General features: G+C 58.7%; 10 protein-coding genes. 4 read left to right on the forward strand and 6 right to left on the reverse strand.

Annotated elements, in window-relative coordinates; translation table 11 throughout:
* Nucleotides 1–991: 991 nt before the first annotated feature.
* Both BM225_RS18510 and BM225_RS18515 read right to left on the reverse strand, forming a co-directional pair.
* Nucleotides 992–1,321: a DUF2322 family protein gene (locus BM225_RS18510; RefSeq protein ID WP_092465159.1), complete on the reverse strand. Its 330-nt coding sequence runs from the start codon at nt 1,319–1,321 to the stop codon at nt 992–994.
* A 135-nt stretch (nt 1,322–1,456) separates the two neighbouring features.
* The gene (locus BM225_RS18515; protein WP_092465160.1) at nt 1,457–2,470 is read right to left on the reverse strand and encodes an AraC family transcriptional regulator; all 1,014 of its coding nucleotides are present in this window, start codon (nt 2,468–2,470) and stop codon (nt 1,457–1,459) included.
* Between the two features lie 111 nt (nt 2,471–2,581).
* On the opposite strand from BM225_RS18515, the gene BM225_RS18520 reads away from it, so the two are divergent.
* From BM225_RS18520 to BM225_RS18535, 4 genes are read left to right on the forward strand one after another with little or no spacing between them, the layout of a single operon-like run.
* Nucleotides 2,582–4,345 (forward strand): acyl-CoA dehydrogenase family protein, encoded by a 1,764-nt coding sequence (locus BM225_RS18520; RefSeq protein ID WP_092465161.1) that lies wholly within the window; start codon nt 2,582–2,584, stop codon nt 4,343–4,345.
* A gap of 21 nt (nt 4,346–4,366) precedes the next feature.
* On the forward strand, nt 4,367–5,176 hold the full coding sequence (gene dmdD / locus BM225_RS18525; protein WP_092465162.1) for a methylthioacryloyl-CoA hydratase: 810 nt from the start codon (nt 4,367–4,369) through the stop codon (nt 5,174–5,176).
* Nucleotides 5,177–5,192: 16 nt separating this feature from the next.
* On the forward strand, nt 5,193–6,800 hold the full coding sequence (locus BM225_RS18530; RefSeq protein WP_092465163.1) for an AMP-binding protein: 1,608 nt from the start codon (nt 5,193–5,195) through the stop codon (nt 6,798–6,800).
* Between the two features lie 5 nt (nt 6,801–6,805).
* Nucleotides 6,806–7,909 (forward strand): dimethylsulfoniopropionate demethylase, encoded by a 1,104-nt coding sequence (locus tag BM225_RS18535; RefSeq protein ID WP_092465164.1) that lies wholly within the window; start codon nt 6,806–6,808, stop codon nt 7,907–7,909.
* A gap of 43 nt (nt 7,910–7,952) precedes the next feature.
* Here BM225_RS18535 and BM225_RS18540 read toward each other — a convergent pair whose 3' ends face one another.
* The 4 genes from BM225_RS18540 to BM225_RS18555 form a co-directional block, all read right to left on the reverse strand.
* The gene (locus BM225_RS18540) at nt 7,953–8,969 is read right to left on the reverse strand and encodes a phosphotransferase family protein (protein WP_092465165.1); all 1,017 of its coding nucleotides are present in this window, start codon (nt 8,967–8,969) and stop codon (nt 7,953–7,955) included.
* Nucleotides 8,966–10,174, reverse strand: coding sequence for an acyl-CoA dehydrogenase family protein (locus BM225_RS18545; RefSeq protein ID WP_092465166.1), 1,209 nt, complete (start codon nt 10,172–10,174; stop codon nt 8,966–8,968). The genes BM225_RS18540 and BM225_RS18545 overlap by 4 nt, the downstream gene beginning before the upstream one ends.
* Before the next feature lie 19 nt (nt 10,175–10,193).
* Nucleotides 10,194–10,922, reverse strand: coding sequence for an SDR family NAD(P)-dependent oxidoreductase (locus BM225_RS18550; RefSeq protein WP_092465167.1), 729 nt, complete (start codon nt 10,920–10,922; stop codon nt 10,194–10,196).
* A 167-nt stretch (nt 10,923–11,089) separates the two neighbouring features.
* The gene (locus BM225_RS18555) at nt 11,090–15,541 is read right to left on the reverse strand and encodes a glycoside hydrolase family 9 protein (protein ID WP_092465168.1); all 4,452 of its coding nucleotides are present in this window, start codon (nt 15,539–15,541) and stop codon (nt 11,090–11,092) included.
* Nucleotides 15,542–15,693 lie beyond the last annotated feature (152 nt).

The following is a 15,693-nucleotide window of genomic DNA, read 5'->3' on the forward strand; positions in this document are numbered from 1 at the left end:
CATCGCGGCCTTACATCTGAGCCTATGATCAGACACAGACCAATGCCAAGCGCCGCGTTCAAAATGGCGTTTATCAGCGCCGAATATGGATCGCCCCCATAGGTTTTCGCACCTGACAGGCATACAGGGATTTCATCCAAGCCCCGCGAATCCGACTGCTGCAATTGAAGGAAGTTTCGAAGTGAGCGGACACTTCTAGCCAGATCGCGATTTGATTGACACTACCAACTAGTTTCGGTCTTCGAAGGATGGCTCATCTTTTCAGCATGGCTAAACTAATGCCGATCGCCGATATTAGATCATTGTGAGATCATCTCTCCCGCGCAACGCCTGCACCATCAATTTTACTAATTTGAATTTATTAAGTTTAAATCAGATCATCCCATCAGAAGCACTCTCAATTCAGAATTTATTATCAATTCGATACTCGATCTGCGCTCGCAGTAAATTTCTGCATTGCCCCTATTGTAAATTGAAGGGGTTGGCTTTGCATTGTATACTACCGCCTAAGTTTAGCGATTTAAGGTAATACAATGTCTTCGACACATTCACAGTCCAGTCGCGTATTGCGTTTGTTTCATTGCAAACATTGCAACCATCATCTTCGCTTTGGCTCGTCCGAGTGTGGGTACTGTTTCCGCGCGACACCTCTTAAAAATAGGCGCTTCACATGGGCACTTATTGCCGCATCGCTTCTACTTGGCTTGGCCATAATCACGATGCGCTAGAACAGTGCGCCCGTTAATAGTTTCTCATATCATCCATTGAGAATCAGTCGCACTATTTTTAATAAAAATAGTTCATCACCCGCGTTTCAGGCGGGCGATGGAGCGCTTTCCGGCGCTCAATGGCGCCACTGGTTCAGCAGCGACCAATACCGCATGCGCCACAACTGAGGGCACCGAATACATTCAGCCAAAGTAGAATCAAAAAATCTCCCACATGCCTTGAGAGCGCACACCTTCGCCCGCTCCCAGACAATTGAACAAGCTTAACGCTGAATGAGGGTCATCGACAAAGTCGCACCGCCATTTGCGATCTCTAAGAGCCGGTCAATGTTCGGGTGAGCACCGGGTCGATTTTGGGCATCCAAGGTGTGCTCACCAAAAACTTCGAGTCCGTGCTTAGCCGCTTCGGCGTTCAAAACGCCGAACGCCTCAAGCAGATATTGGTACACGGCCAACGAACCTTGCTTGCCAGGGGCGTTTTCGATGGATGCGACTTCGCGGCCCGCATCATCCAGCAGGCGCAGGCTCTCGACCCCATCAATCGACGGCAACTGCTGAAGGTTTTCTTTGAACGAAGAAGTGGGTTTGATCATCAGCCTGTCCCTTTTTAGTGTTTCATCCGCCTCTATCATCACAGCCGCAGTCGCGCCAAGGGCGGGGTGTAAGCTGAAGGGCAAAAGCTCCGTAAATACAGTTTCCCTTGGCCAGCAATCACCTCCCTAGCGGTGTCACGCGCGATACGACCCCGGCGTCCGGCCAGTCCATTTACGAAAAGCACGGTGAAAATTCGCAGGGGCAGAAAAGCCCGTGTCAAAGGAGATTTGCTCAATACTCTCTGTGCCCTGCTGAATTGCGCGGATGGCGATGTCGCGGCGCAGCGCGTCCTTGATCTCTTGAAAGGATGTGCCTTCTTCCTTCAAGCGGCGGTTCAGGGTCCGAGGTGTCATCCCGAGGGCCGCAGCCACCTCTGGCAGCTGGCACGTCTGCCATGCTGCCCCGTAAAGATGCGCGCGCACCCGCAGACTGTGCGTGTGGGATCGCGAACTGGTGAATATCCAGTCAATGGGGGCACGCTGTAGGAACACCGATGCCTCGGCAGGATTTCGAGCGATTGGTCGCTTGAACTGGTTTGGATCAAAGAGAATGCTCGTGTGCGGCGCGTCGAATTCGACAGGGCATGGAAACACAACCGCGTAGTCGGCAGCAAAATCGGGACGGGCAAAGGCAAATCTGACTGTTTTAACGTCGGTTTCTGCCCCTGCGAGCCACGACAGCAATCCATGCGCCAGTTTCAGGATCAGCATGTGCCCAAACCGTTGCGGCTGTGTCTCGATTGAATACGGGATCAGCGCCAATTCCACTTCGTCCGATCGGTGCATCAATTCCAGCCGGAAATCATCCAAGAGCAAATTCCAGAACGTCGAAAACCGATAGAGCGCAGAGACAAGGCTGCTGGCTTCGCGTTGGACGGTGACCAGATGTTGCAAGGCACGGGGACGGATCGGGCGGCTCCATAATCCCATCATTTCATCGCCAGTCTCTGGCGCGGCAAGCTGATAAAGCCGTGCGATCTCTTCTAGCGTGACGCGCTGCTGCGGGTTCATCGGCCCGCTTTGCAAGCCCGACCGATGCAGCAAAGAGCGCAACATTTCCGGTGGGCACCGAGACCCAAGCGCATCGAGCCAGTCTTGAATGAACCCCGCCGAAACGGTCGTCAAAGAGATTGGATCATGACCCGTCATCGCTGCCTCATTTGGCGTAATCGGATAATAAATTGGCAAGAGATGAGCTTATTGGCAAGCTGCGAACTGCGGTACTGACGGAAAGCCATAGGAGTCACTGGGGAGTGAGGGATGTCCTATCAGCCGCCCGTTCAGGATTTGATGTTCTGCATCGAACACTTGTCCCATTGGGACAAGGTATCCAAATTGTCCGCGCATACGGACACAGAGTTGCCCGACATCGCCGCCGCGCTTGAGGGTTTTGCCCAATTCTGTGCAGAACAAATTGCACCGCTTTCGTACGTCGGAGACGCTCAGAGCGCGCATTTTGACAAAGGCCGCGTGACCCTGCCCAAGGGTCATGCGCAAGCCTATGCTCAGTTCGTTGAAATGGGTTGGCAAGCGCTGCCGCACCCTGTGGACTACGGTGGTGTTGGCCTGCCCCGTGCCGCTGGCGCCGCTGCGGTCGAGATGCTGAATGCCGCTGATATGAGCTTTGGTCTCTGTCCTTTGCTGACCGATGGAGCGATCGAGGCGTTGTTGCTGACCGGCTCGGACGAGCAGAAATCGACATATCTTGGCCCGCTTATTTCGGGGCGTTGGTCAGGGACAATGAACCTCACTGAACCCCAAGCGGGCAGTGATTTGGGCCGTGTCGCAACCAAGGCAGTGCGGCGCGAGGATGGCAGCTACGGGATCACCGGCACCAAGATTTACATCACCTACGGCGCCCATGATCTGACCGAAAACATCATTCACCTTGTGCTGGCGCGCACGCCTGATGCCCCTGCAGGCCCCAAGGGGCTGAGCCTCTTTGTCGTGCCGCAGAAACTGGTGGGGCCAGACGGGACTTTGGGCCCCGAAAACACGGTGAACTGCGTAAGCATTGAACACAAACTCGGGGTCCGTGCCAGTCCGACAGCGGTGCTGGACTACGCTGATGCGACAGGCTTCCTGATTGGTAAGGAGAACTCTGGGCTGAAGTACATGTTCATCATGATGAACGCCGCGCGGTTCACTGTAGGCGTGCAAGGGGTCGCGGTCTCTGAGCGGGCCTATCAACGCGCCTTGGCCTATGCGCGGGACCGCGTACAGAGCCGCCCCGTAAACGGATCGGTCAAAGACGCCGTGCCAATCATCGACCACCCCGATGTACGCCGGATGCTCTTGCGGATGCGCAGCCTGACCGAAGGCGGTCGCGCCATGGCTACGGCGACCGCAGGGCTTTTGGATTTAGGACATCACCAGCAGGATGCAGAAACGATTGCTCTGGCCGAGTTCATGGTGCCGCTGGTCAAAGGCTTCTGCACCGAGCGAGCGGTCGAGGTCACGTCGCTGGGTGTGCAAATCCACGGTGGCATGGGCTTTATCGAGGAAACCGGCGCAGCCCAACACTATCGTGACGCGCGCATCCTTCCGATTTACGAGGGCACGACGGCCATTCAGGCAAACGACCTGTTGGGCCGCAAAGTAATGCGCGATGGCGGCGCAACAGCGCGCCGGTTTGTCGCGCAAATCGGCGAAACTGAGGCGAAACTGGCACGCGGGGACAGAACAGCTCAGGCCATCGGCCAAGGTCTTGGGCTGGCGCGCGCCGCCTTTGAGGACGCGCTCGATTGGCTGCTGGAAAACAGCAAACAGAATATCGACGCAGCCTTTGCAGGCTCTGTCCCGTTCCTGATGCTCAGCGGCAATTTGGCGGCAGGATGGCAATTGGCGCAAAGCGCACTCATCGCGCAGAACCTGCAGGAAAATGGACAGGACAGTCCCTTCCTGACGCAAAAAATCTCCACTGCGCTGTTCTACGCCCAACACATCTTGCCCGACTGCACGGCTGAAAAGACCCGCATCGTGCAGGGCGCCGACAGCCTGCTGGACGCAGCATTTCCCGAGTAACCCCGCGAAAGGAACCGACCCATGAATGACGTCGTGAACCCCGATACCTACGAACGCCTCGATATTACCGCGCGGGACAATGGCTTGTACGTCGTGACCCTGAACCGTCCTGAAAAGCGCAACGCATTGGACGTGATCACGATTGAAGAACTGATCCGGTTCTTTAGTGGCGCGCGCATGGCGGGCGTCAAGGCAGTCTTGCTCGAAGGGGCAGGCGATCACTTCTGCGCGGGCCTCGATCTGGTTGAACATTGGAAGGCGGACCGCAGCCCCGATGACTTCATGCATGTGTGCCTGCGCTGGCACGAGGCGTTCAATAAAATGGAATATGGCGGTGTGCCGATCATTGCCGCACTCAAGGGGGCCGTAGTGGGCGGCGGGCTGGAACTGGCCAGCGCAGCCCATGTGCGCGTGATCGATCCAGGCACCTATTTCGCGCTGCCCGAGGGACAACGCGGGATCTTTACCGGCGGCGGGGCAACGATCCGCGTGTCGGACATGATCGGCAAGTACCGCATGATCGATATGATCCTGACGGGCCGCGTGTACCAAGGCCAAGAGGCCGTGGATCTGGGATTGGCCCAATACATTGTCGAAGAGGGCGGCAGTTATGCCAAGGCCCTAGAGCTGGCTGAAAAGGTCGCGCAAAACCTGCCGCTGACAAACTTTGCGATCTGCTCGGCTGTCAGCCACATGAACAACATGTCCGGCATGGACGCAGCCTACGCCGAAGCCTTTGTCGGCGGCATCGTCAACACCCAGCCCGCCGCACGCGAGCGTCTTGAGGCCTTTGCCAACAAGACCGCAGCCCGCGTTCGGCCCAACACCTAAGCCAGGCGGAACGGGAATGCGACACCATTTCGAAGCTCTGAAAAAGACAGGGGCGAACCACTTGCCCCTGTCCCCATTGTCGTTCTTGCGCCGCGCCCAAAGCCTGCACGGCCCGCGCACAGCGGTGATCTATGGGGACATCGAACGAAGTTGGTCGGACACCGTAGCCCGCATTCAGGCGGTTGCAGGCGGTCTGTTCGGGCTAGGCCTTCAAAAGGGCGACACCGTCTCGGTCCTGAGCCCGAATATCCCAGAACTGTTCGAGTTGCATTTTGCCGTGCCCCTGACGGGCGCGGTTCTGAACACGCTCAACACACGTCTCGAGCCCGAGACCATCGCCTATATCCTGGACCATGCGGACACCAAGTTGGTCATCGTGGATCGGGAACTGGTGCCGCTGTTGACCCAAGCCTTTGACCTCTTGGGGCGCACCGTGCCGGTGGTCGAAATTGCCGATCCCGCCGCTGCCGGAGAAACCCTTGGCGGTCCAACCTACGAGGCGCTGGTTGGCAGTGATCCTCTGCCCCTTGTCCTGCCTGATGACGAATGGGACGCGATTGCGCTGAACTATACCTCGGGCACCTCTGGCCGGCCTAAGGGCGTCGTTTATCATCATCGCGGTGCCTACCTGATGGCGATGGGTACAGCGTCCGCGTGGCAGATGCCGCCCTACCCTATCTACCTATCGGTGGTTCCCATGTTCCATTGCAACGGCTGGGGGCATCCGTGGCTGATGGCTATGCTGGGGGGAACGGTTGTTTTCACGCGTGCCCCTGCCGCGGACCTGATCCTAAAGGCCATCCGCACTCACGGAGTGACCCATTTCGGTGCGGCACCCATCGTGCTGCAGATGCTGGTCGAGGCAGGTGCCGCCGCCCCCTTTGACCCAGAGATCCGCGTCATGACCGCTGGCGCGCCGCCACCGCCCGCGATCCTAGAAAAGACCCGCGCCATGGGGTTCGATGTGATGCAGGTTTACGGCCTAACAGAAACTTATGGGCATATCTCGCAGTGCCTTTGGCAAGACGATTGGGGCGACCTGCCCCCCGCAGAGCAAGCCGAATTGCAGGCACAGCAGGGCATCGCCTTTCCCATGGTCGAAGAGGTCGCGGTGATCGACCGCGACAGCGGCGCGCCTGTCCCGCGCGACGGCACCACTCAAGGCGAAATTGCCATTCGCGGAAACACGATCATGGCGGGCTATTACAAAGACGCCGACGCCACGGCAGCGGCCTTTGCCGATGGGTGGTTCTGGTCCGGGGATGGCGCAGTCGTGCACGATAATGCCTATGTCCAGATCCGTGACCGGCTCAAAGACGTGATCATCTCGGGCGGGGAAAACATCTCTTCGGTCGAGGTCGAGGCCGTGCTCTATCGGCACGAAGCTGTGCAAGCCGCCGCCGTCGTCGCCATGCCCCACGCGAAATGGGGCGAAGTCCCCTGCGCCTTTGTCGAACTGCGCGATGGGTTCACCCCGACCGCAGACGACCTCATCGCCTTTTGCCGCGCCCATCTGGCCGGTTTCAAAGCCCCAAAGGCTGTCATTTTTGACACCCTCCCCAAAACATCCACCGGCAAGATCCAGAAGTTCCAGCTTCGCGATCGCGCCAAAGACCTGGAGTAACAGGAATGGCTCTGCTCTCACCTTCGCGCAGGCTTCGTCGTACCGCTTTTTCTGAGGGGGTGGAGGCCGCAGGCGTCAAAGCCTACACGGTCTACAACCACATGCTCTTGCCAACGGTGTTCCGCTCGGTCGAGGAGGACTACCATCACCTAAAACAAGCGGTGCAAGTCTGGGATGTCGCCTGCGAACGGCAGGTGGAGCTGCGCGGCCCCGACGCCGGACGACTTGCCCAACTGCTGACGCCCCGCGACTTGCGCGGGATGCTGCCCGGTCAGTGCTATTATGTGCCCATCGTCGACGAGACAGGCGGCATGCTCAACGATCCGGTCGCCGTCAAATTGGCCGAGGACCGCTGGTGGATTTCGATTGCCGACAGTGACTTGCTCTACTGGATCAAGGGTCTTGCCTATGGCTACCGTCTCGACGTGCTGGTGGATGAACCGGATGTCTCGCCCCTCGCTGTCCAGGGTCCCCGCGCGGATGATCTGATGGCTGCGGTGTTTGGCGATGCGGTGCGGGATGTCCGTTTCTTCCGGTTCGGTCATTTTGATTTTCAGGGACAGGACATGGTCGTGGCGCGGTCGGGCTATTCCAAGCAGGGTGGCTACGAAATCTATGTCGAAGGCGAACACAACGGCATGCCCTTGTGGAACGCGCTCATGGAAGCGGGCAAGGCACTGGATGTGCATGCGGGGTGCCCCAACCTGATCGAGCGGATCGAAAGTGGGCTGTTGTCCTACGGCAACGACATGAACGACGACAACACGCCCCACGAATGTGGACTTGGCAGGTTCTGCAACACCCAAACGGCCATCGGCTGTATCGGGCGCGATGCCCTGCTTCGTGTCGCCAAAGAGGGTCCGGTCAAGCAAATCCGCGCCATCGCAATTGATGGACCGCCCGTTCCGGCCTGCGATCGCTGGTGGACCTTGATGGCGGGCACCAAACCTGTCGGGCGCGTATCCTCGGCCGCGTGGTCGCCGGATTTCGGCACCAACGTCGCCATCGGCATGGTCCGCATGACCCATTGGGACGATGGCACCGAACTGACCGTCCAAGCCCCTGACGGCTTGCGCCACGCCACCGTCCACGAGGCGTTCTGGAACTGAAACGCCTGCGATAAGTGATATTGGCGCGTGATTGAGGGCGAACCTAGTGCTTGCCCTCGATCACCTCGATGCCGCGTCTGGCCAGACGGGCGCCCATGTCCATGTGATTGGTCGCATCCGAGCCCGCCGCTGTACCTGCGCGCACCCGATCCGCGATACCGACCCAGATCACCGCAAAGCGGAACAAGGCAAAGGCCCTGTGAAAGGTGGTCAGCGGCGCCATACCGGGGCTCTTTTCCATATAGCGGGCGACGAACACTTCTTCGGATGGCAGGCCAAGCGCAGCATGGTCCAGCCCCAGAATGCCCCCGTACTCGTCGGGCGAGGTGTGCCACGCCATGCAACAGAACCCCAGATCGGCCAGCGGATGGCCCAAGGTCGACAGCTCCCAATCCAGAATGGCGGCGACGCGCGGTGCGGCAGGATCAAAGATCACATTGCCCATGCGGTAATCGCCGTGGGCCAGACTGACGCGGCCGTCATCCTCGGGCTGGTTGTCGGTCAGCCATTGCGACAGTGCGTCCAGATCGGGGATCGGGTCAGAACTGCTTTCTTCCCACTGGCGGGACCAACGGCGGATTTGCCGTTCGAAGTAATTCCCCGGTTTGCCGTAATCCCCCAGTCCGACCTCGTGCGGCACGACCGAATGCATCTGCGCCATGGCATCGGCCAGCCCCATCCAAAGATCGCGGCGCTCTTGCGGCTCTGCCTCGCTAACCGCACCGTCAGGGAAGACACGCCCGTCCACCCGCTCCATCAGATAGAACGGTGTTCCCAGAAGGTCGGGGTCTTCGTGGAACACAACGGGACGGGGCACAGGCACGCCTGCGGGATGCAGCGCCGCAAGAACACGGTGTTCGCGGTCAACCGCATGGGCCCCGCGCAGGATGGGGCCGTTGGGCTGCTTGCGCAGCACCATGCGATGATCGCCATAGGTCACGAAATAGGTCGGGTTCGACTGCCCGCCCGCGATGCGTTGAACCTGTAGCGCGGCCGAGGTGCCGAAGTGATCCTTCAGGAACCCTTCAAGGCGCGCGGTCTCAAAGTCGATGTCGCTCATGCGCCCACGTCCCACTTCCAAAAATCGCGACCCTCTTTTTCGACGTTCCGGTGCAGCACCATCTTGTGGACCTCATCCGCGCCATCGACCAAGCGGGCCTGACGGGCATAGCGGTAGATCCACTCCAGCGGCGTGTCCTTGGAATAGCCGCGCGCGCCATTGATCTGGATCGCGGTATCGGCGGCCTTGTGCAGAACGTTCGCCACGTGGACCTTGGCCATCGATACCTCTTTGCGGGCATAACCGCCGCGGTCCAGCTCCCATGCAGCCTTCATCACCAAGAGCCGGCCGATCTCGATCTGCATAGCGATGTCGCCCATCATCATTTGCACGCTTTCGCGTTTTGAAAGACGCTCGCCAAAGGCAAAACGGTTGTGGGAATATTCGCTGGCGATCTCGACGCAACGTTTGGCCAAACCCAGCCAGCGCATGCAGTGGGTCAGACGGGCTGGCCCAAGGCGGATCTGGGTCAGCTTCAGCCCGTCCCCTTCGTTCATCAGCAAGTTTTCGGCGGGGAGGACCATATCCTCGTAGACGACCTCGCAGTGACCGCCATGCTCTTCGGGGCCCATGATCGGGATGCGGCGGTCGATGCGAAAGCCGGGAGTGTTCTTCTTGTGAAGGAAAGCCGACAGCCCCTTGCGCGGATCGTCCGAGGTGCGGGCGATCAGGATGAAGTGGTCACTGTCTTCGGCACCGGTGATGAACCATTTGCGCCCACGGACCACGTAGGTATCGCCGTCCTTCTTGGCCGTCGTCAGCATCATGCCCGCCGGATCAGAGCCCGATCCCGGCGCGGGTTCAGTCATGGCAAAGGCCGACTGGACGTCCCCGCGCACGATGGGTCGCAGCCACTCTTCTTTCTGCTTTTCGGTCCCGACCTTTTCTAAAACCTGCATGTTGCCGTCGTCGGGCGCAGCCGAGTTGAACACCACCGGCCCGAAAATCGAGCGGTTCATTTCCTCGTAGCAAACGGCCATGCCCTGAAGCCCGAGCCCCTGCCCGCCGGTTTCCTCTTTCAGCTGCAAGCACCACAGACCTTGGGCCTTTGCGCGGGCGCGTAGGTCCTGCAGCAGGTCTTTGCGGATGTTTTCGTGGGCGTCGTAGTTGGCGCGATCTGTCTCGATCGGCAGCAGCTCGTCCTCGACAAAGCGGGCGATGCGGTCGCGATAGTCCTCGATGCGGGGCGAAATGGTGAAATCCATGGAAAGTCCTTTCGAGAGTCTAGAGCGAGGACACAAGATGACCACCGTCCACGACGATTTCGGCACCCGTCATGAAGGCGCCATCCTCTGAGGCCAGCAGCAAGAGCGGCCCGTCCAAATGTTCCATCTGCCCAAGGCGGCGCTGGGGCACGCGTTTGATCAAGGCCTTGCCCGCGTCCGAGGCAAAGAATTCGCGGTTCAGATCAGTCTCGATATATCCGGGGCACAAGGCGTTCACGCGAATGCCATAGCGCGCCCATTCCAGCGCGAGGCTTTTGGTCATCTGCACCACGCCCGCCTTGGCGGTGGCATAGGCCGACAGGTTGCCCGCCACCCGCACCCCCAGGATCGAGGCGATGTTGACGATACTGCCCCCCTTGCCCTCATCGACCAGCGCCTGCCCTGCGGCCTGCGCCACGCGAAACACGCCGGTTAGGTCGGTATTGATCACCCAGTTCCAGTCATCTTCGGCGGTTTTCAGGGCAGGACCGTCATAGGTCACACCCGCATTATTGATGACCACATCATAGGGCCGGTCGAAGGCGGCTCTGACACTCTCGGCGTCGGTCACATCCATCGCCACGGCACGCGCGCCGCCGCCAATCTGCGCCACCAGAGCCTTGAGCCGGTCGACGCGGCGGGCGGCACAGGTGACCTCTGCCCCTTGGGCCGCTAGCACTTTGGCGAAATGCGCCCCCAGCCCCGAGGACGCGCCTGTCACCAGCGCAGTTTTCCCCTGCAACTTCATGGTATCCTCCCTCTCCTCGCCAATACTCTGGCAGTTCGAGGGCGCGCTCGGCAATGAAAGACATGTAGAATGCGCAAGTGACCCAGCGCAACACGTGGCAAGCGACCTCTGACAGCGCGGCTATGCCAAGCGCTGTCAGAACAATCGGCTCTTCGCTATAAACTTGCCTAGAGCAGCGTGTCTTCGACGATCAGAGCGGCCAAAACCCCAGAGAACCCAGCGTTGTAATCTGTCGCGACCTCGTTTTGGACGTAGTCTGTGCGGTCGTCGGTGTAATTGCCCGACTGGTCCGGACCGCCCACGAGCGCCCCCGTCAGAGTGTACAGATTGTTCGCGCTGTCATTCACATCCGTGACCCCCGAGGCGGCACGATGATGCGGGTTGAGCGGATAGTCCTCGCCAAACCCGACCACATAACTTTGCCCATCCGGATTGTCGCCGAGCGTGTAATCGATTTGGTCAGAGGCAAAATCCAAGAGGTCCGAGGCATAGGCGTCATCGCCCATCTCATGGGCCAGATCAGCACGCTCTACCGCGATGAACCCCATATTAGCGGCATATCGATTGGCCCCCCAACTATCGAGCCACGCCAATCCGTCATTGGTATCGGTGCCCGGCGTACGGGCGAGCGAATTCATCATGTAGTCCAGATGTGCGTCGACATCGCCAATGTAGCTGGTGTCTTGGGTGGCTTCGGCCAATAGCATCGCGACACCGTTGGATTTGTCATCCCAACCCAGAGCCCAATATATCGAACCGCCGGGATAATAAGCCTCAGCCATCTCGAGATAGCTTTGATCCCCCGTCGCCTCATAAAGCCAGGCAGCCCCCCACGACAACTCATCCTGATAGCCGCTATAGCTGTTGTAGAAGGATTGTGCATCTGTCACGGCATCCGTGTAGGTGCCTTGATATGTCTCGGCAAAGTCGTAGAGCTGGATGGCGGTATCAATCAATTCATCCGCATAAGCCGCGTCCCCCGCATTTCGGAACACGATCGAGGCCGAGGCCAGTGCCGCCGCCGTTTCTGCGGTGACTTCGGTGCCCGGCATATCTGCGGTGACGGCATAGGTTGGACGCGACATGGTCATGTCTTCGGGCGCGCCCCAGTATGCGTGATCAATGTCCCCATCGCCGACTTGCGCGTAGAAGATGTCATCGCTCAAATCAGCGGTGCCATTATCGTCGTAGCAGCGCATGAAGTAATCGGTGACCCAGCCTAGGTGGTTCAAGATATCCTGTGTGGCCCCCGCAGCTTCGTACCCTTCTGCATAGTTTGCAGCGCCCCATGCGAGCATCGTCGCGGAGTACGCCATCGGGAAGCCAAACTTGACGTGGTCGCCAGCATCGTACCACCCGCCGGTCAGATCTACGCCAACATCCGCGCCATCCGTCAGCGCACTATCACCCCGCCAGTCCAGGGGATACTCGTCGGGAAGTTCGCCAGAATACTGCGCGTAGTAGAAATCCATCGACATATCGAGAACATCTGCATAGTCCGCCGCATCAAAGGGCGAGTCTGCAGTCGTGTCCCATCCGCTGTCTGTCTCTGTGGTGGAGCCGGTATCATCCACAGGCTGCGTGGTCTCGGTGCTGCCATCCACAGCCACTGTCAGCGTTAGCCCATCAGTTGGCACTGTTCCGTCAGCGGTAAAGCCAAAGGTCTTGGACTCGCCGGGGTCCAGATCCAGAGTCCAATCCGCCGCATCAAAGACCACATCTCCGTCCGCTTCGTTCGTGAATGTCGCGCCCCACGCATCCCGCACTGTGAATCCCGGAGAGTCGATCAGGATCGCGAACGCCGAGACCGTAGCGTCCGTGTCGTTGGTGACAGTGATGTCGCCGTTGAACCCGTTGCCCCAGTCGTTGGTGATGACGAAACTTGCATCAGGTAGATTAACCGTGTCGCCGCCTGCGCTGGCATCATCACCCGTGCCAACCGTATCTTCGCCAGTCGTGACAGTGTCCTCTCCAGCTGTCACGGTATCGTCGCCGGTGGATACCGTCTCCTCGCTGGTTCCGACGGTATCTTCGCCCGTACCAACGGTGTCTTCGCTTGTGTCAGGTATTTCGCTGACGGGATCAGCTGGGTCTTCTGCCACAGGGTCCTGACCAATCACGTAGGTCACGCCATCAATGATCGCGGAATAGGTGATCGATTCCTCCGGCGGGATCGTTCCACTGCCGTTAAACCCGATCGACACCGACTGGCCGGGGTTCAGGTTATCCCCGTACCCGCTGCCCATAATGACCAAATCGCCATTCGTGTCGAGAAACGAGGTCGCGCCCCACATGCTCGACACCGTAAAGGTCGGATTTGAAATACGAATTTCGACGTTGTCAACGATCTGATCTGTCGTATTGGCGATGTCGAGATAAGTGGTGAAACCGCTGCTCCAGACGTTCCCCTGACGCCATGAGATAGAGGGCAAATCCACGCCAGTATCATCTGCACTACCAGATTGTACGCTGTCATCGCCCGAGGTGTCCGTGCCGTCGTCCGTGGTCTCTACAGTATCGTCGCCGGTCGCCACGGTATCCTCGCCCGCGTCGATGGTGTCGTCTCCAACGCTGGCGGTATCGTCGGCAGTGTCTCCGGCATCTGTCGTATCATCACCTGTTCCGCCGCTTTCTGTCCCTGCATCAACGGTCTCCTCACCCGCATCCACCGTATCGTTGCCAGACTCCACAGTGTCGTCCGCTGATGCGTCTGCCTCTTCGCCAATCACATAGGTGGTGCCGTTGATAATCGCGATGTAGGTAATCGTCTCGTCCGCGGGCACGCTGCCGCTGCCATTGAAGCCGACAGAGATCGATTTGCCCGGCTCGGCATTCAAGCTGTACCCCGACCCGCTTATCACCAACGTGCCATCCGCCTGCACCGATGACGTCGCCCCCCAGATATTCGAGACTGTGAAGCTGGGATCGGTGAAAATGATCTGAAAATCCTCCATCACCTCGCCCGAAATGTTTTCGATATCGATATAGGTGGTGAACCCGCTGCTCCAGACCGTGCCTTGCCGCCATGTAAAGGTCGGCAAAGTCAAATCAGCGGGCGCTGTGTCCGGTTCTGTGTCAGTGCCAGAATCCGTGCCGGTGTCTGATGTGCTGTCGGTGTCAGAGGACGCGGCTCCCTCGTATGGCAAAGCAGGCTCGGCGCTGGTGTCGGGGGTATCCTCCGCCGTTGCCACGTCGAGCAGCGCTTCATCATCCAAAGTCGTGTCGGCAAAGACAAACGACTCCACATTCCGTGTCAGCGTCCGCCCCGCCGCACCCGTCAGGTAGATATCCGAGCCGTCCGCTGTGATCACGTAGTTGGCCAGAGCTCCTTCGAGCACCAGCGTATCCGTCGCAGCGCCGCCGTTGATCGTGTCATTTCCAGCCGATCCGTAGATGACGTCGTTTCCGTCCCCACCGTTGATATAGTCATCCCCTGCCCCGCCATGCGCGGTGTCGTTTCCGCCAACCATCCAGAGATTGGCGCCAGCATCGCGGGCATAGGCCTCGTCCCCCTTGCTGCTCGCCACGAGCGTGCCAAACGTAATGGGATTGGTGGTTGGATCTGTAGGGGCACCATAGCGTTCACCCTCGTTATAAAAGGTTGCCCACGCCATGTAGTCCTGCTCGGTTTCATTCCGAACCATCTCGTCGACGACCACCGTGTTGTACTGATCGCGTCCACCGTGAAAGTTGATGTCGCGGTTCGTGTAGGTGACGTGAACAGAGTTGTTGCTGGCCGTTGTGTAGCTGGCAAACAGCACAGCATGGCGCGTATCGGTGATGGTTAGGTTTGAGAAATTGCTTTCATAAACATCGCGGATCCAGACCGCATAGCCGTTGCCGCCTGCCCCTTTGTTCAATGTCCCGTCCATGACAAAATCATCGAGCGTCGCATCAATGCTGCCAGCAAAGGTGATCCCGTGGCTGATGCCGTCGTCGATCCCGATATTTGTAAGTGTCGCGCCCGTTGTTCCGCCGACCATGATCATGGTCTGGCCTTGACCGCTACTGTTGTAAAACGCACCTGGATCAGCCTCTCCATGTGGGCCAACCATGGTGAACCCTGACAGCGTGTTGCCCTCTATCAGGTTACGCGTCTGCACCTCGGTGATCGGGGGATCAAAATCAAAAGTAAGCGGCGTCTCAAACCCGACGATATCTCCGTCGACCGAGGTCACCTCCACCATCATGGTCCGCAGAGGATTGCTCTTGAGCCATTGGGTATCGCCAATCTCGTCAAAATATTCGGAGGTGTTCTCAGCAGCGATATAGATGTAATCGCCCACTTGGATATCGTGCCCCGACGCCACTGTGATTGACGTATCGCCGACCGAGGCCGCCTCTGCCAAACCGTCCGTCTCAGCGATGTCTGTTTTGTAGAGCTTGAGCCCCAGCACAATCGCGGGATCCGACCCGATGGCAGAGGTCACCTCGATAACGGTTTCGCCGCGACCTTGGCCTATCAGTGAGACGTTGCTCTGGTTGATCGTCACCGTCCGGTCAAAGGAATATGTGCCCGCTTGCAGCACAAAGGTCGTGCCCTCTGCCGCGCTGTCGATCATTGTTTGCAATTGCGCTGCGGTTGTTCCGAGCGGGACATCGATAAAAGTGTCGGCCATGATCTTCCTCAAATAGCTTTTTCGCAGACCACCGCGCACGTCATCAAAGCGCACATACTTTTGCGTATGCGCAGTCAGACCAATCGCAGTGGTCGTTTGATTCTTTCAATGAATTACCAAGACATTAGCACGTCATCTCTTGGTTGAGTAAG

Origin of the sequence: Donghicola eburneus, from assembly GCF_900115865.1 — a bacterium.
GTDB classification, from domain to species: Bacteria; Pseudomonadota; Alphaproteobacteria; order Rhodobacterales; family Rhodobacteraceae; genus Donghicola; species Donghicola eburneus.

Coding starts and splice junctions, on each gene's coding strand:
- BM225_RS18545 (WP_092465166.1), bottom strand. CDS start 10,174: ATGGATTTCACCATTTCGCCCCGCATCGAGGACTATCGCGACCGCATC.
- BM225_RS18535 (WP_092465164.1), top strand. CDS start 6,806: ATGGCTCTGCTCTCACCTTCGCGCAGGCTTCGTCGTACCGCTTTTTCT.
- BM225_RS18530 (WP_092465163.1), top strand. CDS start 5,193: ATGCGACACCATTTCGAAGCTCTGAAAAAGACAGGGGCGAACCACTTG.
- BM225_RS18555 (WP_092465168.1), bottom strand. CDS start 15,541: ATGGCCGACACTTTTATCGATGTCCCGCTCGGAACAACCGCAGCGCAA.
- BM225_RS18550 (WP_092465167.1), bottom strand. CDS start 10,922: ATGAAGTTGCAGGGGAAAACTGCGCTGGTGACAGGCGCGTCCTCGGGG.
- BM225_RS18510 (WP_092465159.1), bottom strand. CDS start 1,321: ATGATCAAACCCACTTCTTCGTTCAAAGAAAACCTTCAGCAGTTGCCG.
- BM225_RS18515 (WP_092465160.1), bottom strand. CDS start 2,470: ATGACGGGTCATGATCCAATCTCTTTGACGACCGTTTCGGCGGGGTTC.
- BM225_RS18540 (WP_092465165.1), bottom strand. CDS start 8,969: ATGAGCGACATCGACTTTGAGACCGCGCGCCTTGAAGGGTTCCTGAAG.
- BM225_RS18520 (WP_092465161.1), top strand. CDS start 2,582: ATGTCCTATCAGCCGCCCGTTCAGGATTTGATGTTCTGCATCGAACAC.
- dmdD (WP_092465162.1), top strand. CDS start 4,367: ATGAATGACGTCGTGAACCCCGATACCTACGAACGCCTCGATATTACC.